General features: G+C 71.0%; 16 protein-coding genes. 8 read left to right on the top strand and 8 right to left on the bottom strand.

Annotated features, from left to right (window positions below; all coding sequences use genetic code 11):
* Window positions 1-2,328 (bottom strand): HAMP domain-containing protein, encoded by a 2,328-nt coding sequence (locus tag RPQ07_RS16360; RefSeq protein WP_313944883.1) that lies wholly within the window; start codon window positions 2,326-2,328, stop codon window positions 1-3.
* A gap of 34 nt (window positions 2,329-2,362) precedes the next feature.
* On the opposite strand from RPQ07_RS16360, the gene RPQ07_RS16355 reads away from it, so the two are divergent.
* The 4 genes from RPQ07_RS16355 to RPQ07_RS16340 all read left to right on the top strand — a co-directional run bounded on the left by RPQ07_RS16355 (window position 2,363) and on the right by RPQ07_RS16340 (window position 5,536).
* Window positions 2,363-2,515, top strand: coding sequence for a hypothetical protein (locus tag RPQ07_RS16355; RefSeq protein WP_313944882.1), 153 nt, complete (start codon window positions 2,363-2,365; stop codon window positions 2,513-2,515).
* A gap of 462 nt (window positions 2,516-2,977) precedes the next feature.
* Complete coding sequence (locus tag RPQ07_RS16350) at window positions 2,978-3,685, top strand: hypothetical protein (protein ID WP_313944881.1); 708 nt, start codon at window positions 2,978-2,980, stop codon at window positions 3,683-3,685.
* A gap of 57 nt (window positions 3,686-3,742) precedes the next feature.
* Entirely contained in the window at window positions 3,743-4,744 is a 1,002-nt protein-coding gene (gene hemB, locus RPQ07_RS16345; protein WP_313944880.1) for a porphobilinogen synthase, read from the top strand.
* Window positions 4,745-4,942: 198 nt separating this feature from the next.
* On the top strand, window positions 4,943-5,536 hold the full coding sequence (locus RPQ07_RS16340) for a hypothetical protein (protein ID WP_313944879.1): 594 nt from the start codon (window positions 4,943-4,945) through the stop codon (window positions 5,534-5,536).
* Between the two features lie 9 nt (window positions 5,537-5,545).
* Here the strand turns inward: RPQ07_RS16340 and RPQ07_RS16335 are convergent, their stop codons facing one another.
* Both RPQ07_RS16335 and RPQ07_RS16330 read right to left on the bottom strand, forming a co-directional pair.
* Window positions 5,546-5,782, bottom strand: a complete 237-nt coding sequence (locus RPQ07_RS16335; protein WP_313944878.1) for a DUF397 domain-containing protein — start codon at window positions 5,780-5,782, stop codon at window positions 5,546-5,548.
* Window positions 5,779-6,603, bottom strand: coding sequence for a helix-turn-helix transcriptional regulator (locus RPQ07_RS16330; protein ID WP_313944877.1), 825 nt, complete (start codon window positions 6,601-6,603; stop codon window positions 5,779-5,781). Before RPQ07_RS16330 ends, RPQ07_RS16335 begins: the two co-directional genes overlap by 4 nt.
* 113 nt (window positions 6,604-6,716) lie before the next feature.
* Here RPQ07_RS16330 and RPQ07_RS16325 point away from each other — a divergent pair, with 113 nt between their 5' ends.
* Window positions 6,717-7,118: an ATP-binding protein gene (locus RPQ07_RS16325; protein WP_313944876.1), complete on the top strand. Its 402-nt coding sequence runs from the start codon at window positions 6,717-6,719 to the stop codon at window positions 7,116-7,118.
* Between the two features lie 10 nt (window positions 7,119-7,128).
* Here RPQ07_RS16325 and RPQ07_RS16320 read toward each other — a convergent pair whose 3' ends face one another.
* From RPQ07_RS16320 to RPQ07_RS16310, 3 genes are all read right to left on the bottom strand, one after another.
* The gene (locus tag RPQ07_RS16320) at window positions 7,129-9,927 is read right to left on the bottom strand and encodes a hypothetical protein (RefSeq protein WP_313944875.1); all 2,799 of its coding nucleotides are present in this window, start codon (window positions 9,925-9,927) and stop codon (window positions 7,129-7,131) included.
* 205 nt (window positions 9,928-10,132) lie between these two features.
* On the bottom strand, window positions 10,133-11,041 hold the full coding sequence (locus RPQ07_RS16315; protein WP_313944874.1) for a glycoside hydrolase family 19 protein: 909 nt from the start codon (window positions 11,039-11,041) through the stop codon (window positions 10,133-10,135).
* Between the two features lie 125 nt (window positions 11,042-11,166).
* On the bottom strand, window positions 11,167-12,108 hold the full coding sequence (locus RPQ07_RS16310; protein WP_313944873.1) for an NAD(P)-dependent oxidoreductase: 942 nt from the start codon (window positions 12,106-12,108) through the stop codon (window positions 11,167-11,169).
* Between the two features lie 193 nt (window positions 12,109-12,301).
* Between RPQ07_RS16310 and RPQ07_RS16305 the strand changes: the two genes are divergently transcribed.
* The gene (locus RPQ07_RS16305; protein ID WP_313944872.1) at window positions 12,302-12,571 is read left to right on the top strand and encodes a DUF1876 domain-containing protein; all 270 of its coding nucleotides are present in this window, start codon (window positions 12,302-12,304) and stop codon (window positions 12,569-12,571) included.
* A gap of 19 nt (window positions 12,572-12,590) precedes the next feature.
* Here RPQ07_RS16305 and RPQ07_RS16300 read toward each other — a convergent pair whose 3' ends face one another.
* A complete protein-coding gene (locus RPQ07_RS16300) occupies window positions 12,591-13,295 on the bottom strand; it encodes a DUF4232 domain-containing protein (RefSeq protein ID WP_313944871.1) in 705 nt (234 codons plus the stop codon).
* A 312-nt stretch (window positions 13,296-13,607) separates the two neighbouring features.
* On the opposite strand from RPQ07_RS16300, the gene RPQ07_RS16295 reads away from it, so the two are divergent.
* Window positions 13,608-14,954: a helix-turn-helix transcriptional regulator gene (locus RPQ07_RS16295; protein WP_313944870.1), complete on the top strand. Its 1,347-nt coding sequence runs from the start codon at window positions 13,608-13,610 to the stop codon at window positions 14,952-14,954.
* A gap of 25 nt (window positions 14,955-14,979) precedes the next feature.
* Here the strand turns inward: RPQ07_RS16295 and argS are convergent, their stop codons facing one another.
* Entirely contained in the window at window positions 14,980-16,746 is a 1,767-nt protein-coding gene (gene argS / locus RPQ07_RS16290) for an arginine--tRNA ligase (RefSeq protein WP_313944869.1), read from the bottom strand.
* A 157-nt stretch (window positions 16,747-16,903) separates the two neighbouring features.
* Between argS and lysS the strand changes: the two genes are divergently transcribed.
* Complete coding sequence (lysS, locus tag RPQ07_RS16285) at window positions 16,904-18,631, top strand: lysine--tRNA ligase (RefSeq protein ID WP_313944868.1); 1,728 nt, start codon at window positions 16,904-16,906, stop codon at window positions 18,629-18,631.
* Window positions 18,632-18,703: the final 72 nt, after the last annotated feature.

Below are 18,703 nucleotides of genomic sequence, written 5' to 3'. Positions count from 1 at the left end.
TCAGGTCCTTCCGGCCGGGGTGGTGCTGCCGGACACGCCGGCTCCGGCCTCGCGCTTGCGCTGCTCGTGCAGCTGCTGGCGGATGACTTCGAGGCTGCGGGTGACGGCCCCGACCTCGTCGTGGTGGCGCGGGTAGATGACGGTGCGCCGGTCGCCGCCGGCGAGCGCCTCGGCCCGCTGGGCGAGTTCGCGCAGGGGGCGTACGACGATGATGTGCAGCCAGCCGAGGCAGGCGGTGGCGGCCGTGAGACCGAGCAGCCCGGCCAGTACGGTGCGGTTCTGTGCCTCGTACGCCGGGATGGCGAGGCCCTTGGCGGGCTGCCAGCTGACCACGGTCCACTTCAGCGGGGCAGCGGCGCCGCCTCCGTCGAAGGGGGCCGCGGCCGCGATGGTCACGCCTCCGCTGCGGATGACCGTGGCGCTCGGACGGGTGGAGTCGGCCTCCTCGCCGTCGGCCTTCTTCCCGCCGCCGTTCTCGCTGCCGTTCTTCTTGGCGCCGTCCTTGCCGGCCTGCGTGCTGTTGACCTTGGTCACCAGGGCGTCGATCCGGCCCGCCGGCAGCTTGTCGAAGGCCAGGTAGCCGTTGTTGGCGCCGATCACCCGGTGCTTCTCGTCGACGACGCGGATCTGGCCGAGGCCCGGCCGCTTGAGGAGCGCATTGAGGTAGCCGATGCGCAACTCGCCGACGACGGCCGCACCCTTGAGGCCGGGGACGGCGGCGTACTCGACGACGATCGGTTCGTTGCCTCCCTCGCCGAGCAGGGCGACGGGCTGCGTGGACGGGCCCTTGCCGCGCGGGTGGCGCGGCTCGGAGCCGGACTTGGCCGTGACGGTGCCGTCCGCGGTGAGCACATAGATCGAGGTGTAGCGGGCGTGCTGGCTGCGGGTCTGCTCCAGCGCCTCGGTCATCGCGGCCGGGGTGGTGCGCTGGTCCAGTACGGACGCCACCGACGTGAGGTCGGCATGGCCCTCGTTGAGCGCGCGGCGGATCCGGTCGGCCAGGGTGTCGGTGCGCTCCCGCTGGTCCTGGACGATCGACTTCGGTACGAGGACGGCGGCTCCGGCCCGGTTGAGCAGCAGCACGAGCGGCACCGCCCAGACGAGCAGCAGGATGCCGCAGACGGCGACGAGCGCGCGCATGCCGATCCTGCCGCGCCGCCCGCGGCGGTCTCCCGCCTCGTGGCGGTCGGACTGCGCAGGCTCGCCGAGCAGCTGGCGGCGCAGCCGTTCCAGGACGGCTCCGATCCGCGAGGCCTCTCCGTACTTGGGCTGGGTCACCGGACGGGTGAGGTCGCCGCGGCTGAGCCGGCGGCTCTCCAGGAAGAGCTGGAGCAGGGGCCGTTGGACGGTGCCGATCAGCAACGCGACCGCGAGGGCGCCGATGAGGAGCAGCGCGCCGGCGGCGGCGATCCAGAAGAAGGAGTCGAGCGCGGCGGCGCGGTTCTCGGTGACGTCGACGAGGGAGACGACGGTCAGGCCGAGTGCGGTCGACTCGGTGCCTTCACCGGGCACCGGGCCGGTCAGGGCGGCGTAGCCGGCGACCGGGCGCTCGGTTCCGTGGGAGTCGCCGAGCAGGCTGCCGCTGACGCCGGGGAAGCCGCCGGAGCCGGGTGCCTTGGACTTGAGCGGGTGCTGGCGGGCCTTGCCGGCCGCTGTCTCGGCGAAGCCGGCGAGGTCCTTGTCGGCGCGTTCGGCGTTCGCGCGCGCCGTGGCGGAGGCGCCGCGGCCGGCGTCGGGCAGACCGTCGCTGCTGAGGACCTGTCCCGAGGCGTCGACCACCGCGATCGCGCGGTCGGCGCCGAGGCTCACACCCGGGAACTTCAGGCTGCTGGAGGCGATGAGCAGCAACTGCGGCCGGTCGGGCCAGGACAGGACGCCGAAGGTCAGCAGGCGCGTCCCGCCGTTCTCCAGCCGGACCATGCGCGGGGCCAGCCCGTCCTTGTCGCCGAGCTTCGTCCGGTCGACGGCCGTCAGCGGCAGGTTCTCACCGCGCTGGGCCTCGAGCCGCCCGGACTTGATCTCGATGACGGCGGTGCCGCTCCACTTCTGGTAGACGCTGCCGAGCTTGTCGAGCACGGTGTCCGCCGAGACGGGCTCGCCCGCGTTGAACATCGCGGTGGTGCGGCCGAGGTCGGTGATGCTCTCGTCGAGCGATGCCCGCAGCGCGATGGCGCCGTCCTCGGCGAAGTACTGCTGCGAGGTGCGTACCGCCTCCGGAACGGGATCGTTGCCGGCGCGTCCGAGCTGGAACGCGGTGAGCGCGGCGATGCAGAGCAGCAGGACGGACAGCACGGCGATGGGGGGTCGTATGCCCCCCAGCAGTGACATGTCCGCCCTGCGGCGGACTTTGTGCCGTCGCTTCGTGCGCGACGCGGCCAACGGAGGCTCCCTCGAAGAACGCTCCGGTGCCCGCGTGGAGTGCCGGAACAAGGTGGGTGGACTGCGTGCCGGGGTCGACGGCACGGTGAGTGTGTGGGGTGGTGCGGTGGCGCGGCGCTACGCCGCGTGGGGGTGACGCGCGCGGCATACCTGCCGGCGCGCACCGGGGCCTGTCATCCGAGCAGACCTGCCAGGGGCCGGGAACGGGGTCCACTGCCGACGCGGGCACCAAGGGTTCCGCGGCAGGACAGGGACGCACACCCTCGTGGGGCGTCACCTGTCCGGGCGGAGGCGCATGGAGCGGCAGTCATGGTCACTCGGATATTTTCATCTGACTATGAGCTCATCAGCTGCAAAGCGGATAACGATTGGCATAACTTTCGGAATTGCCGCTTCCCTCTGCGTGATAGTGGCGTGTATCACGCGAGGCGGCGTACAACCTTCTGACGACAGGAGGGAAGCGCCGCGGGCTCAGTCCGTTTCGAAGGCCGATCTGGAGGACCGGGTCGCCCGCTTCACCGAAGGATTCGGTGCGCGGGGCGGCTACCGGATTCCCACCCGGGACGAACGTCGCGCCGTCACCGAAGGCGTCGCGCTGGTGCTGGACGGAAAAGAGATCGAGGCCCGCACCCGGCTCGCCGAAGTCGACTTCACCGTACGGACGTTCACCGACACCGTCGGCGGGCGCCGGTTCGCCGAGGTGTCCGACGCCGCGGCCCGTACCGATGGCGCGAACCGGGGCTGGGGCCGGGTCTACATCGACCTGGACGCACCACCGCGCTGGTCGGTGCAGGTGCCGCACCCGATCGCCGACCTCGACACGGAACGCCTGGGAGCACGGGTGTTGCGCGGCACCCCCGGGGGCGTGCTGGTTGTGGCCGGTGCGCACCGTACGGCGGGCAGGGGCGATGCCGCCGACGTGGCCCACCGCACCGACTCCGTCTTCCACGGGGTCGTGTCGGAGCTGATGGACCGCGGGCTGCCGGGGGTGCAACTGCACGGCTTCGCGGACGACTCCTTCCCGCGGTTCGACGCCGTGGTCTCCACCGGCTCCGGCAATCACGCCGTCGCGGACGCGAGACGGCTCGCGACCGCGTTCGGCTCCGCCGGGCTCAGGGTCTGCCGGGCCTGGGAGCGCGACTGCAAACTGTCCGGCACCGACAATGTGCAGGGGCGGGCCGCGGACCGGGAGGACCGGCGCTTCCTCCATGTGGAGCTGAACACGAGCTCGCGCGCCGACGAGGCCGGTCTCGAGGCGTCGGCGCGGGCGGTCGCGACGGTCGTGGACGGCTGGGCCGGGCCCTGACCGGCCCCGACGGAATGTCGGTACGTGGGGTATTCGGACGGGCGTAGCGTAGGTCCCATGACTGCGTACGGATCCTTCCCCGGGGCCCGGCCGCGGCGGCTGCGGGTCAATCCCGCCATGCGCCGCATGGTCGCCGAGACCCGGCTGCACCCGGCCGACCTGATCCTGCCCGCCTTCGTGCGGGAAGGGATCGGCGAGCCGGTGCCCATCAGCGCGATGCCCGGTGTCGTCCAGCACACCCGCGACACCCTGCGGAAGGCCGCCGTCGAGGCGCGCGAGGCCGGGGTCGCCGGGATCATGCTCTTCGGTGTGCCCGAGGACGCCAAGAAGGACGCCGCCGGGACCGCCGGCACCGACCCGGACGGCATCCTCCAGGTCGCCATCCGCGATGTCCGTGCCGAGGTCGGTGACGAGCTCGTGATCATGTCGGACCTGTGCCTGGACGAGTACACCGACCACGGGCACTGCGGCGTACTGGACGAGCACGGCCGGGTCGACAACGACGCGACGCTGGAGCGGTACGCCGAGATGGCCCAGGTCCAGGCCGACGCCGGCGTCCATGTCGTGGGTCCCAGCGGCATGATGGACGGCCAGGTCGGTGTCGTCCGCGACGCGCTCGACACGATCGGCAAGGAGGACGTGTCGATCCTCGCCTACACCGTGAAGTACTCCTCGGCCTTCTTCGGGCCGTTCCGCGAGGCCGTCGGCTCCTCACTCCAGGGAGACCGCAAGACGTACCAGCAGGACCCCGCCAACCTGCGGGAATCCCTGCGGGAGTTGGCGCTCGACCTCGAAGAGGGCGCCGACATGGTGATGGTGAAGCCCGCGGGCCCCTACCTCGACGTCCTGGCGAAGGTCGCGGAGACCGTGGACGTACCGGTCGCCGCGTACCAGATCAGCGGTGAGTACGCGATGGTCGAGGCCGCGGCCGAGAAGGGCTGGATCGACCGCGAGAAGGCGATCGCGGAGACGCTGGTCGGCATCAAGCGCGCGGGCGCGAGCATGATCCTTACCTACTGGGCGACCGAGGTCGCCCAGGGCCTGAGCGCAACCGGCTGACGCAGCGGCCTGCGGGGAGGCGGCCGGGTTTCACCGGAGGGTGAGGCCCGGACCTCCCCGGGGCGGGCACCGTGTGCCGGTGCGGTTAGAGTCGTTCGCTGTTCGAGGTGCCGGGCTGCCCTCCGGCGAAGCCGGGCACGGGTGCCCTGGCCCCGGAGAACACCGCGCAACGACACCGGAGGACAAGGCGTGACGGGAATGGCAACGGTCACTTTCGTGCTCTCGGGCCTGCTGATCCTCATGGCCTGCGTCAAGGCGGATCGGGTCCGCTCCTGGCGGGAGTCTTGGAATCCCTCGGCCCCGGACGTCTCGGACGGCGCCTTCGTCGCGGCTCGCTTCCTCCTGGTCGCGATGGCCGTCGGCGGAGTCGTCGTCGGAGTGCAGGGCCTCAAGGTCCAGGACGACGTGGGGTGGAGCGACGACGAGTTGACCAGTGCGGTCAAGGGCGCCACCGCGTCCCTGGACGGCAGCACCGTCCACGGCGGCCCGTTCGAGGCCGACTCGCCCGCCGACTTCGAGGGTGAATACGCCATCAAGGTCGAGCAGGAGATCGTCGAGTACGGAGACGGCGGCGCCCCGCAGTTCGGGGTGGACGCCGAGCTCGCCGGAGAGCCGACGGCGGATCAGGCGCGGTACGCCATAACGGCCGACGGCGCGGGAGCGTGGTTCTGCATGGACGTCAAGCGCACCCACACGGGCTTCATCGAGACCGTCGCGCCCGGCGGCCTCGGCCGCACGGTGAAGCTGCCGAAGTTCACGTACGCCGTGTCGAGCCGGACCGGTGAGTGCTGAGTCCCGACGTCAGGCGAGCCCGCCCACGAAGGACGCCCATGCGGCCGGGTCGAGCGTGAGGCTCGGGCCGCCGGGGTTCTTCGAGTCGCGGACGTGGATCGCGGCGGGGTGGGCGGCGACCTCGACGCACTGTCCGCCCTCGTCGCCGCTGTAGGTGGACTTGCGCCAGTCGTAGGCGACTTCGAGGCACTGTCCGCCCTCGCTGCCGCTGTAGCTGGACTTGAACCACTTCAGTGCGGTGCTCATCTCTCTCCCAGCAGCCGGTCCAACAGGCCCTTGGTTTCTTCGGGGTTGAGGGCCTGTGCCCGCAGCATCGCATATTTGCAGGCGAGGATGCTGACCTCGTCCGGGTCGGAGACGAGTTGGCTGCCGCGCTGGCTCTCGGTATAGCCGATGTGCTGGTGCTCGGGTGTTTCCAGCAAGGTGAACGGGCCGTTGAGTCCGGCGTGGCTGGTGCGGCCGAACGGCATGACCTGGAGTGAGACGCCCGGCAGTTCGGCGCACACGCGCAGGCGGCGCACCTGCTCCTCGTACACCTCGTCGCCGCCGATGCGGTCCAGGAGGATCGCCTCCCACATGACGAAGCTGATCGTCGGCGGGTGCGTCCGGGTGAGGATCTCCTGACGCCCGACACGGTTCGTGACCTGTACCTCGATGTCGTCCGCGCTGAAGGCGGGCACCCGGCTGCGGAAGACCCCGCGCGCATAGCGCTCGGTCTGGAGCAGGCCGGGCACGACCTGGTTGTCGTACCAGGACAGAGCGATCGCCTCCCGCTCCAGGTCCATGTACTCCTCCGCCCACGCCGGGATCAGGTCCACCTCCGGCATGTTGTCCACCGCGACCGACAGCGCCCCCTTCGTGTCGAGGCGGTCGTCGAAGCGGGCGGCGAGGTCCGGTTTCAGCGGGCGGCGGCCCTGTTCGATCGAGGCGACGGTCTGCTCGGCGAGGTTGAACTCGGCCGCGAGTGCCCTTTGGGTCAGGCCCGCGGCCTCGCGGAAGCGGGCGAGCTGGCGGCCGACCAGCCGCATCGCCGAGGCGTTCTTCCGTGGACGTCTCCTGGAGTGCATGTCCGACCAACTCCCCGGACACGGGCGTACGTTACGCCTCCACGACCCGTACAGATGAAACGTACGGGTCCGCGCAGTGCTGTCACCCCGTCACGGGACGCGACTCTCGCCGCGTGGACAAGACGATGCAACACGAGGATCTGCGCGAGCTGTTCTGCCGCCGCGAACGCCGATCGGTCGCCGCGGCACGGGAGTTCGCGCGGGAGGCGCTGAGCGCGTGGGGCTGGGCCGCCAGGGCCGACGACATCACGTTGTGCGTGAGCGAGCTCGCGACGAACGCGCTGGTGCACGGCGTACCGCCGGGGCGCGGGTATCTGCTGCGGCTGTGGCTGTACGAGCAGGGGGCCGCGCTGAGGGTCGAGGTGCACGACAGCGGTGACGGGCGGCCGGGTGTGCGTGAGCCGGACGGGGAGTCGGGGCGCGGGCTGCTGCTGGTGGACGCGTTGGCCGACACCTGGGGTGTCGGCCAACGCGATCCGGGCAAGGTGGTGTGGTGCGCTTTCACCCTGCGGTGAGGCGTGGTGCCTACGGCGCGTCGAGCACCGTGCCGGTCACCGCCGGACCGTCCGGCTTGCCGTCCTCGTCGTTGACGGGCTGGAGGAGCAGGTGCTCCGTCTGCTCGGTCACCTTGTCGGCGGCCGTGGGGACGGTCACCTCGGCGCTGGTCTTCCCGGCGGGCACCGAGGCCCACAGGTAGGGCCAGTCCAGCTTGGACAGAGGCACGTCACCGTCCGGGACGTCGCCGAACGTGTCGGTGAGCCACTGCCGGTCGACGTCCTTGGTGGTCAACTCGGGGCCCGCCGTGGCGGGAACGATCTTCAGCGTCCTCGACAGCTCCACGTCGGCGGGCGCCGACAGCGAGAGCCGCCATGTCAGGGGCTTCCCCTCGGTCACCTTGTCGGCGACCGGCTTCATGGTGATCGTCGGCATCGCGTCGTCGTTCTCGGCGGTGACCCCGCCGGCGTGCGAGCCGACGACGGAGCCTCGCACCGCCTTCACGAGCACGTCGTGGCCCACGTCCCAGGAGTACCGGGTGTTGCCGGTGACCTTCACGGTCAGGTTGGCGACCTGGCCGCCGGGCCGTACGGACACCAGCCGCTCCTTCGCGGTGCCGGTGGCCGGGTCGATGGCGAACATTCGTACCGTGCCGCTGCCCTTGCCGGACATACGGACGGGGACCTCGTACGTGCGGGTGCCGGCGTTGCCCTCCTTGACCTTCAGACGGCCGATGTCGACACGGGTCAGCGGGGCCTCCCGTACCGCGGGGGTGCCGGGGCTCCACGCCCAAGCGTCCATCAGCCACGCCTGTCCGGAGCGGCTGCGCGGGGTCAGCTCCAGGGAGGCGATCCGCTTCAGGTCGAGACCGGCGCGCGAGGCGGCGGTGATCGGTACGCGCACCTCACGTGCCCAGGAGGAGGCGGTGCGGTCGCTGCCCGGCAGCCCGTCCACCCGGACGCGGCCGAGGTTCGCCCGCTTGCCGGAGGAGTCCGTGACCGACACGTCCAGCTGTGTGCCGGTGGAGTTCGCCGGGACGAAGACGCGCAGCGCGAGGCTCTGGGCGCCCTTGACGGAGAGGGGCTTGTCGGGACGCACCCTCACCGGCGTACCGGGGGCGGACCAGCGCATGGCCACAGCCCGGCGGCCCGTCTCGCGGTCCGGTCCCCAGCCGGCGAAGTGCGGCGATGCGCTGTCCTTCTCCGGGTTCAGGCAGGCGGTGCGCGGGTCGGGGTCGATGGCGGAGCACAGCCGTCCGCCGGTCACCTTCACGGAGCCGTCCGGGAGGAACCCGGCTCCGCGGTTGGCACCGACCGCGTGGGTCAGCACCCGCGCCGGGTCGGCGGAGGGGGCGCGGCGGCCGGTGCCGTCGACCAGCTCGCGCACGCGGTCGTCCCCGGCGACGAACAGCCGGGCAGCGGCGGCGATGTAGGTGGCGCCGGCCCGGTGCTGCTGGTCGGCGGTCAGCCGGGTCGCGGTGCCCGGCGAGCACACCGGGTCGGGCTGCTCGGGGTCCTGCCAGAAGTCGTCGTTCGCGGGTGCCTGGGCCTGGCCCGGCGTCCACTCGCTGTTGAAGTAGTTGTGGTTGGCGCCGACCATGTAGACCGCGCTGTGCAGGGCCTTGCCCCGGCTCACACCGCGGGTGCCGTCCGCGTACACCTGGCCCTGGAGGTCGGAGACGTCACCGTCGCAGCCCGGCAGGATCGTCAGCGACGGGACGTCCGGAACCGGGTTCTGGCCGAAGATCGTCGGGCCGATGAGCACAGTTCCGCGGATGTGCCAGCGCACCTTTCCCCGGTAGCCGTCCTGGGCGGGCGGGGGCGGGTAGAGGCTGTCCATGGCGGCCCGGTTGACGCCCTCGCCACCGCGCGAGTGGCCGACGAGCAGGACGCGGGAGAGGTCTGTCTTCGGTGCCTTGCGCACGGCCGCCGGTGCCTTGGCGGGCGACGCGGCCCAGTCGGCCCAGCGGGCCAGGTGCGTGCGCACCAGCGAGGAGCGGGCCTGCGCGCCGCCGTCGTCGACATCGCCGTCCTGGCCGTTGACGCCGTTGGCGGAGATCGACACGGTCACATAGCCCTGGGAAGCCAGCAGCTTCTGGTCGCGCAGATATCCCTGATGGCTCGGGATGGGCTTGGCGCCCTTGGCGCAGGGCCAGTCGATGGACACGTCGTCCTCGGCGCCCGGGACGTAACAGGTGGCGTGGCGGCCGTGCAGGAATAGGGCCACGGGACGCTTGCCGGTCGCGCCCTTCGGAGCGACGACGACGCCGCGCATCTCGACGGGCGCGGGGAAGCCGGGGAGGCGGACCGGATCGAGCGCGTACTCGCCGGTGACCGTGCCGTACGTGCCAGGCTTGCCCGGGTCGACGGAACCGGCCGGGAGTTTGGCCGGCGCTTTCGCGGCGGGCCGGGAGCGCCCGTCACGGGCGCTGCCCGCCTTCTGGTCCAGCCGCCGGCCCGCCGCCAGCACCTGGAGGCCGGCCAGGTCGGCCGTGCGCGCGTCGTCGAGCGGCAGCCGGAAGGTGCGGTTGTCATCGGCCGGCTCGGGAACGCCGACCAGCTTGCCGTCGGCGTGGAACTCCACGCGCGCGTCGCCCACCGGCACGGGACGGGGGGAGCGCCACTCCAGCGCGCGGTTCCCGTCGGTCTTCGTGATCCGCCAGCCGGGCGGCAGGTCGTTCTCGCCGTTCGCCGCCGTGGCGGGCCGTGCGTCGGGTGGCTGCGGCAGTGCCTGCGCCGCCGCCGGCGACACCCCCGCCACCGTGATCACCGCTATCGCGGTGGCCCATATTCTGCGGGCACGTAACAACGGTCCCCTCCTCAACCCCATGGGTCGGGCGCCCGGTTGGGCCCGGGAGCCTCTCGCTCTCGGAGGACGGGGAGAAGATCCTGCGGGTTGCCTGCCGACGGCGGACAGCTGTGACGGATGCGCCCGGTGCGACGGGTGTGACCGGTCGCCGGGGGGAGAGGACCCGACATGGCTGACCGCGGGCCGGGGAACATTCTCCCGGCCCGCGGTCGTGTGGGGGGTTTCCTCAGCAGTACAGGTTGCCGCCGGGGGCGACGCCGAGGATCTGGGTGAATTGCTGGTACTTGGTGACGCGGCTCTGGACCTGGGCGGGGTTCTTGCCGTCGCATTCGAGGGAGCCGTTGATGGAGCGGATGGTCTGGCCGAAGCCGGCCTGGTTGACCATGGCGTTGTGGGGGGTCATGGTGCCGGGGCCGTTCTGGGTGTTCCAGTACCAGAGGCCGGTCTTCCAGGCGATGGCGGCGTTCTGTTCGACCTGCCAGGGGTTGCCGAGCAGGTCGATGCCGAGGGCGTCGCCGGCGGCCTTGTAGTTGAAGTTCCAGCTGAGCTGGATGGGGCCGCGGCCGTAGTAGGCGGCCTGGCCGGCGGGGCAGCCGTAGGGCTGGCTCCAGTCGCAGTAGTGCGGGTAGTTGGCGGTGTTCTGCTCGACGACGTGGACCAGTCCGCCGGTCTCGTGGGAGACGTTGGCGAGGAAGGCGGCGGCTTCCTGCTTCTTCACGGTGTCGCTGCCGGTGTTGGCGAAGCCGGGGTAGGCGCTGAGGGCGGCGGTCAGGCCGCTGTAGGTGTAGAAGGAGTTGCGGCCCGGGAACATCTGGTTGAACTGGGACTCGCTGACCACGAAGCCACCGGGCTGCGGGTCGCCACCGCCGCTACAGGTGTAGGGCTCCCAGAACCAGGTGCTGATGATCGGGTCGTAGCCGGGGTTGTCGTGCTCGGCGATGTAGTACCGGCCGTCGGTGTATCTGACAACGTTGCCAGTGGTGTACCAGGCGCCCGCCTGCCAGCTGGGCGCGGAGGTGCAGGCGTCAGCGGCAGCGGTGGGGGCTGCCGTGGCGGAAGGCGCGAGGCCCACTGCCGCGATACCGACTCCGGCGACGATCGCGGCGAGCCATACCTTGATGCGCTGTCTCAGCACTCGTGCACTCCTTCACAGCAACGGCCGGGCCGTGGTGGGGGGTTGTGCCGCACACTCAAGCGCTATTGACGTGATCGAGTCAAGGTATAGACCAATGCGAATCACCAGGTGGCGCGATTTCGCCGCTACGCCCGCATCAGGTCGACGAGACGGGAGAGCCCGTCGTCCGCGTGACCCTCCTCGATCGCCCGGTCCAGGATCGCCTTCAGCGGCTCGAAGAACTCGGTGGTGACGCCCTGATCCCTGAATGCCGCAAGGAAGTTGGGTACGGCCGCCTGATTGACGGCGAGGCTGGAGACGTCGGTGAGATGCTCGCCCGAGTCGACGGCCGCCGCCCACTGCGGCGCACCGGAGAGCATCGCGCCGACCCAGGGCACCAGGAGCTCGGAGAAGTCGGTGGCCGAAATGCCCTCGGTGCGGACCAGGGCGTAGGCCTGAAGGACACCGACGACCATGCCGTACATACCGGTGAGCAGCGCCAGGTCGTGCAGCGCCGCGAGCCCGGGGTCGGTCCCGGTGAAGGTGGTGCCGCCGAGCGCGGTGAGCGTGGAGCGGTGGGTCTCGAAGGCCTGCTCGTCCCCGCTGTAGAGGACGTAGGCGTGCGGTCCGCCGATCATCTGGGGGACGGCCATGATGCCGCCGTCGATGTACCGGATGCCGAGCTCGGCGGCCCGGGCGGCCAACTCCCGTGCCTGCGCCGGGGTTCCGTTGGTCAGATTGACGACGGTACGGCCCGCCGGGCTCTCGCCGAGGGAGTCGAGCAGCTCCCGGACGTTGTCGTTGGTCATCAGACACACGACCGCGAGCCCGTCCGCGGTCACCGCCTCCGCCGCCGAGCGGGCCGGCACCGCACCCTGAGCGACGAGCGGCCCGGTCTTCGAGCGGGTCCTGTTCCAGACGGTGACCGGGTGGCCGGCCGCGAGGAAGGCGGCGGCGAGGGCGGAGCCCATCATGCCGAGACCGAGGACGGACACCGGGGGCCGGGCCCCGGGCGCGGTGGACCGCGGTGCGGAGGGCCGGGACGCGGGTTCGGAGGGCTGCGGAACAGGGGGCTGCGGCGCGGACACGGCGGGGCTCCTCACAAGGATTCTCGGGACGCCCCTGATCCTTGTCCGGTGCCCGAAAGCCCACAAGTACCGACTATTCGGTGCGGTACTCACCGGAAGGTGAGTACCCCGCGCACACGCCCCGGCCTCGGAAAGTGGTCATCGGCGCCCGCGCGGAGCACTCTGGAAGGGGTACCGCTGGAGGTGATCGGCCATGGAGACACTCGTCGGATGGCACATCGAGATGGAGTTCCGGGAAGACGGCGACCGGACCCGCGCGGCCGCCATGGTGAGACTCGGCGACGGCACGGAGATCCGGGGCCACGGCAACGCGAACCGTCACCGGTCGGACGAACCACAACTGCTGGTGGGCGAGGAGATCGCGGGCGCACGCGCCATGATGGACCTCGCCTCACAGCTGCTGCAGAAGGCGCACACGGAGATCGACGAGACCGCTCAGCGGCCCTCGCACGCCCTCGTGTGACGGTTCGCGGCGGACGGCGTCACCAGGTGAGGGCGTCCTCCATGGAGCTCTGCCAGTAGGTGACGGACGTGGTGGTGTCGATGTACGTGCCGGCCGGGAGCGTGACCCCGGCCGGTGCGGCGTCCGTCGAGCCGCCGCCGTCGCGCGGGGCGAAGCTCACGGCCAGCTGCTTCGCCGTGCTGCCGTTCGTGCCGCTGCCGTCGGCCGAGGACAGCATGATCGACGCGTAGGCGGACTCGCCGGGGAGCAGCGTCACGACGGCCTGCGGCCGGCTGTCGTCGTTGATCGCGGTGGCGGCCTGCGCCTCGTCGAAGCGCAGCAGCGGCGCGTGGTAGGCGTTGCAGGCCTTGGACCCGGTGTTCGTGAGCGTGAGCAGGCCGTGGTTGATGGGGCGGCTGACCTTGCTGTAGGTGACCTTGACGCGGTCGCCGCAGGGGGTGGTGACCGCGCTGCCTGTGTCGCCGCCCTTGCTCGCGCTGCTGCCGGCGCTCTTGCCGCCGGTGCCGCCCTTACCGCCGCTGGTGCCGGACGCCGTGTCGCCGCCGTCCGCAGGCTTGCCGGCGGCCGGGGCCGAGGGCGCCGCGGCCGAGTCCTGGCCGCCCGTGGTGCTCGCGGAGGGCGAGCCGACCGCCGCATTGCCGTCGCCCTGGCAGGCGGTGAGCGACAGTGCGGCGAGCAGCGCCGTGGCGGCGACGGCTGAGGTGCGGGTGCGGATGTTGCGCATGATGGTTCGTTCTCCCCGTGTGGTGTTGCGTGTGAGCCGGTCAGTGATTCCGGACGAGCGCCGTGACGACCGCGATTGACGCGATCAGCACGAGCACGGCCGCAGCGTCGACGAACATGCTGCGTAGAGGGGTTCGCATGACTGCTCCCCGGTCGGCTGTGCGGTGTGATCACAGACTGCGGGGACCGCGCCCGGGGCCGCAACGCCGCGGGGACCATTGGGGAAGCCGGAACGCTGCCGCGTACTGTGACCTGGGGGTAAAGCCCTTGCCTGGAACGGCATTCCGGGACGGACGAGTGCAATGACGAGGGGATGTACGAGGTGGCGGCGACGCCCGAGGCCGAGGAACTGGCGGCACGACTCAGAAAACTGAAGGACCGTTCGGGGCGGAGTTACGGAGTCCTCGCCGGCAAGCTCCACGTCAGCACCTCGACGCTCCACCGGTACTGCAACGGCGAAGCGGTACCGACCGAGTTCGCGCCGATCGAGCGGTTCGCCCGGGCGTGCGGGGCGAGTTCCGAGGAACTGGTGGCCGTGCACCGGAAGTGGATCCTCGCGGACGAGGCACGCAGACGGGGGAAGGGGGCGCCGGCGGCCGCGGGTGCGGGTCAGGAGCCGAACCGGGTCTCCGAACCGGAGCCCGAACCGGCCCCCGAGCCCGAACCGGAGCACACGCCGGCGCCGGGACCCGAACCCGAGTCCACGCCCCCCACCGCGCTCGTCGCCACGGCCACGGCGGCACCCTCACCCAGAGCAAGCGGCGCCCGCCGCAAGCGCGTTGTCGTCGCCGTCGCGGCTGCCGCCGTCGTGGCGCTCGCCGTCCCGGCCGCCGTCGTCGCGAGTCAGGGCAGCGGCTCGGGGAAGGCGGACGGCGACCGCAAGGGCGCGGCCGGTGCGGTGAAACCCGACGGGACCGCGTCCCGCTCCGCCTCCCCGTCCGCGAGCACCTCGCCGAGCGGCAGCCCCTCCGCGAGCGCACCCCGGAAGTCCGCGACCCCGTCGGCAACGGCCTCCGGCGAGCGGGCGCCACAGCGTCCCGTGACCGGCGTACCGGTGCGGGCCGGCGTCAGCTCGTACAACTGGGACTCGCCGTGCGGGCAGTACTTCCTGCTCGACCAGGCGCCCGGCGACGTGCCGCCGCCGCCCGCCCCTCAGGACCACCGCGGCTGGGGCCGCGCACTCGGCGGCGTCGACGCCGGCGGCATGCGGCTCCAACTGACCGTCACCGGAAAGGCGCAGGAGTCCGTCGTCCTGAACGCCGTGCATGTGCGGGTGGTCGCCCGCAAGGCCCCGCTCGCCTGGCAGACGTACTCGATGGGCGAGGGCTGCGGCAGCGGCATCACTCCGCAGACCTTCGCCGTCGACCTCGACAAGCCCCGGCCGATCGTGCGTCCCGTCGCCGGACAGCAGGGCGACGCGGTCGTGCCCGCCAAGGGTTTCCCGTACAAGGTCTCGTCCGGCGACCCGCAGGTGCTCAACCTCGACCTGAAGACCGAGGCCCACGACGTGAGCTGGTACCTGGAGGTCGACTGGAGCGTCGGCGACCGGCACGGGACCGTGCGTGTCGACGACGACGGCAAGCCGTTCCGGGCCAGCGCGATGAAGGGACGGCCGAGGTACGACTACTGGCCGGAGGAGAGCGAGTGGAAGGCTCGCTGACTCCGGCCAGTGGACCGTACGGCGATCAGAGGCGCTCGGGGGTACGGATACCCAGCAGCGCCATGCCCTGGTGCAGCGTGCGACCGGTGAGGTCGACGAGGAAGAGGCGGTTCTCCACCACCTCGACGGGGTTGTCGTCGCTCAGCACGTGGCACTGGTCGTAGAACGTGGTCAGGTGCGAGGCGAGCTGATACAGGTACGCGGCCAGCTTGTGCGGCTCGTAGGAGGACGCGGCCTCGGCCAGCACCTCGCCGAACCGGTCCAGGTGCAGGCCCAACGCCCGCTCCGCCGGGGCCAGTTCCAGCTCGGGGTGCGCCACAGGCTTCGCCTCTCCCGCCTTGCGCTTGATCGACTGGATGCGGGCGTACGCATACTGGAGGTAGACGGACGTGTCGCCGTTGAGCGACACCATCTGGTCCAGGTCGAACTTGTAGTCGCGCACCGCTGACGTCGACAGGTCGGCGTACTTCACCGCGCCGATGCCCACCTGCCGGCCGTTCTCGATGATCTCGGCCTCGCTCAGGCCCACCTTCTCGGCCTTCTCGCGCACCACGGACGTCGCCCGGTCCACCGCCTCGTCCAGCAGGTCCACCAGCCGGACCGTCTCGCCCTCACGGGTCTTGAACGGCTTGCCGTCCTTGCCGAGCACCGTGCCGAAGGCCAGCTGCACCGCGTCGACCTTGTCGTTCAGCCAGCCGGCCCGGCGCGCGGTCTCGAAGACCATCTTGAAGTGCAGGGACTGCCGCGCGTCGACCACGTAGAGCAGCGTGTCCGCGGCCAGGTTCTGCACCCGGTCCCGGATCGCGGAGAGGTCGGTGGCCGCGTAGCCGTAGCCGCCGTTCGACTTCTTGACGATCAGCGGGGTCGGGTTGCCGTCCGGGCCCTTCACCTCGTCGAAGAAGACACAGAGCGCGCCCTCGGAGCGGACGGCGACGCCCGACTCCTCCAGCAGCCGGCAGGTCTCGTCGAGCATGTCGTTGTAGCCGGACTCACCGACCACGTCGGGGTCGTTGATCTCCATGTCGAGCTTGCCGAAGACCGAGTAGAAGTAGATCTTCGACTCGTCCACGAACTTCTGCCACAGCGCGAGGGTCTCCTCGTCGCCCGACTGGAGCGCCACGACCCGGTCCCGTGAGCGGGCCTTGAACTCCTCGTCGGAGTCGAAGACCGTACGCGAGGCCTTGTAGAGCCGGTTGAGGCTCGACATGGCCTCCTCGCCGGAGACCTCGCCGCCCTGGTGGTCCAACTCGTGCGGGTGCTCGATCAGATACTGGATGAGCATGCCGAACTGGGTGCCCCAGTCGCCGATGTGGTGACGCCGGATCACCTTCTCACCGGTGAACTCCAGGATCTCCACCATCGCGGCGCCGATCACGGCGGACCGCAGATGGCCGACGTGCATCTCCTTGGCCACGTTCGGCTGCGCGTAGTCGATCACCGTGGTGCCGGCGTCGGCGGAGTGGGGCACACCGAGCCGGTCGTCGGCGGCGCGGGCCGCGAGCGTCCGCACGATCGCCTCGTCGGTGACCGTGATGTTCAGGAAACCGGGTCCGGAGACCTCGATCTCCTTCAGCACGTCGTTGTCCGGGATCGCCGCGACGACCTTGTCGGCCAGCTCGCGCGGATTGCCCTTGAGCTTCTTGGCGAGCGCCAGGATGCCGTTGGCCTGGAAGTCGGCCCGGTCGCTACGTCGCAGCAGAGGATCGGCGGACCCGGCCTCCGGCAGTGAAGCCGAGAGGGCGTCCGCGAGGCGCTGCTGCACGGTCGAAGCGAGGGAAGGGACCGAGGCCATGAGCTTCCGTTCCTGGGGTCGAGGTCTATATCGATTGTCAAGTGTCCCATGGGCGGGCAACCTCTTTATCCGACGTGTCCGGGGCGTGAGCAGGCAACCGGCAGACGGGTCGATCCGTCTGGGAGAATGGCCTCGCCAAGCTTCGAGAAAGAAGGACGTGCCGAAAGTGGCTCAGAGCAGCACCGAGACCGACTGGGTCTCCCGTTTCGCGGACGATGTCATCGCAGATTCGGAGCGGCGTGCGCCTGGGAAACCGGTTGTCGTCGCGTCCGGTCTCTCCCCCTCCGGCCCCATCCACCTGGGCAATCTCCGTGAGGTCATGACCCCGCACCTGGTCGCCGACGAGATCCGGCGGCGCGGGTACGAGGTCCGGCACCTGATCTCCTGGGACGACTACGACCGCTTCCGCAAGGTGCCGAAGGGCATCGCGGGTGTGGACGGCAGCTGGCACGAGCACATCGGCCGCCCGCTGACCTCGGTGCCCGCCCCGGAGGGCTCGCCGTACGCGACCTGGGCCGAGCACTTCAAGGCCGCGATGGAGGCGTCGCTGGCCGAGCTGGGCGTCGAGTACGACGGCATCAGCCAGACCGAGCAGTACACCTCGGGCGTCTACCGCGAGCAGGTGCTGCACGCGATGAAGCACCGCGGTGACATCGACGCGATCCTCGCGCAGTACCGGACGAAGAAGGCCCCGCCGAAGAAGGGCCAGAAGCCGGTCGACGAGGCCGAGCTGGAGGCCGCGGAGGGCTCCGGCGCCGCGGCCGAGGACGACGGCGCGAGCTCGGCCGGGTACTTCCCGTACAAGCCCTACTGCGGCGGCTGCAACAAGGACCTGACCACGGTCACGGCGTACGACGACGAGACCACCGAGCTGACGTACCAGTGCTCCGCGTGCGGCTTCTCGGAGACGGTCCGGCTGAAGGAGTTCAACCGCGGCAAGCTGGTCTGGAAGGTCGACTGGCCGATGCGCTGGGCCTACGAAGGAGTGATCTTCGAGCCCAGCGGTGTCGACCACTCGTCGCCCGGTTCCTCGTTCCAGGTCGGCGGGCAGATCGTCGGGATCTTCGGCGGCGAGCAGCCGATCGGGCCGATGTACGCGTTCGTCGGGATCTCCGGCATGGCGAAGATGTCGTCGTCGCGGGGCGGCGTGCCGACCCCGGCCGACGCGCTGAAGATCATGGAGGCTCCGCTGCTGCGCTGGCTGTACGCCCGCCGGCGGCCGAACCAGTCCTTCAAGATCGCCTTCGACCAGGAGATCCAGCGGCTGTACGACGAGTGGGACAAGCTCGAGTCCAAGGTCGCCGACGGCAGCGCGCTGCCGGCGGACCTGGCCGCGCACTCCCGCGCCGCCCGTACGGCCGCCGGTGAGCTGCCGCGCACCCCGCGGCCGCTGCCGTACCGGACGCTGGCCTCCGTCGTCGACATCACCGCGGGCCACGACGAGCAGACGGTGCGCATCCTCAGCGACCTGGACCCGGCGAACCCGCTGTCCTCGCTCGACGAGGTGCGGCCGAGGCTGGACCGCGCCGAGAACTGGATCTCCACCCAGGTCCCGGCCGAGGCACGGACCGTCGTGCGCTCCGAGCCCGACGCGGAGCTGCTCGGCTCCCTCGACGACGAGGGCCGCGAGTCGCTGCGCCTCCTGCTGGAGGGGCTGGACTCGCACTGGTCGCTGGACGGGCTCACCACGCTCGTCTACGGCGTGCCGAAGGTGATGGCGGGCCTGGCGCCGGACGCCAAGCCGACGCCGGAGCTGAAGACCGCGCAGCGGTCCTTCTTCGCCCTGCTGTACCGGCTGCTGGTGAGCCGGGAGACCGGCCCGCGGCTGCCGACGCTGCTGCTGGCGGTCGGCGCGGACCGGGTGCGCAAGCTGCTCGCGCCGTAGTCGTCGCATCGGGAGGGCCGCTTCGCGCATTGCGCGGGGCGGCCCTTCGCCGTAAGTGCATCCTTCGGCCTA

The organism is Streptomyces sp. AM8-1-1 (assembly GCF_032229325.1).
In the GTDB taxonomy this organism is placed as follows: Bacteria; Actinomycetota; Actinomycetes; order Streptomycetales; family Streptomycetaceae; genus Streptomyces; species Streptomyces achmelvichensis.
The sequence above is the reverse complement of the archived record's forward strand: the minus strand, read 5'-3'. Positions and strand labels throughout refer to the sequence as shown.

Bases quoted from the DNA above. Each gene is read 5' to 3' on its own strand.
- RPQ07_RS16360 (WP_313944883.1), bottom strand. From the start codon at position 2,328: ATGTCACTGCTGGGGGGCATACGACCCCCCATCGCCGTGCTGTCCGTC.
- hemB (WP_313944880.1), top strand. From the start codon at position 3,743: ATGACTGCGTACGGATCCTTCCCCGGGGCCCGGCCGCGGCGGCTGCGG.
- RPQ07_RS16340 (WP_313944879.1), top strand. From the start codon at position 4,943: ATGGCAACGGTCACTTTCGTGCTCTCGGGCCTGCTGATCCTCATGGCC.
- RPQ07_RS16335 (WP_313944878.1), bottom strand. From the start codon at position 5,782: ATGAGCACCGCACTGAAGTGGTTCAAGTCCAGCTACAGCGGCAGCGAG.
- RPQ07_RS16330 (WP_313944877.1), bottom strand. From the start codon at position 6,603: ATGCACTCCAGGAGACGTCCACGGAAGAACGCCTCGGCGATGCGGCTG.
- RPQ07_RS16320 (WP_313944875.1), bottom strand. From the start codon at position 9,927: ATGGGGTTGAGGAGGGGACCGTTGTTACGTGCCCGCAGAATATGGGCC.
- RPQ07_RS16305 (WP_313944872.1), top strand. From the start codon at position 12,302: ATGGAGACACTCGTCGGATGGCACATCGAGATGGAGTTCCGGGAAGAC.
- RPQ07_RS16300 (WP_313944871.1), bottom strand. From the start codon at position 13,295: ATGCGCAACATCCGCACCCGCACCTCAGCCGTCGCCGCCACGGCGCTG.
- RPQ07_RS16295 (WP_313944870.1), top strand. From the start codon at position 13,608: ATGTACGAGGTGGCGGCGACGCCCGAGGCCGAGGAACTGGCGGCACGA.
- argS (WP_313944869.1), bottom strand. From the start codon at position 16,746: ATGGCCTCGGTCCCTTCCCTCGCTTCGACCGTGCAGCAGCGCCTCGCG.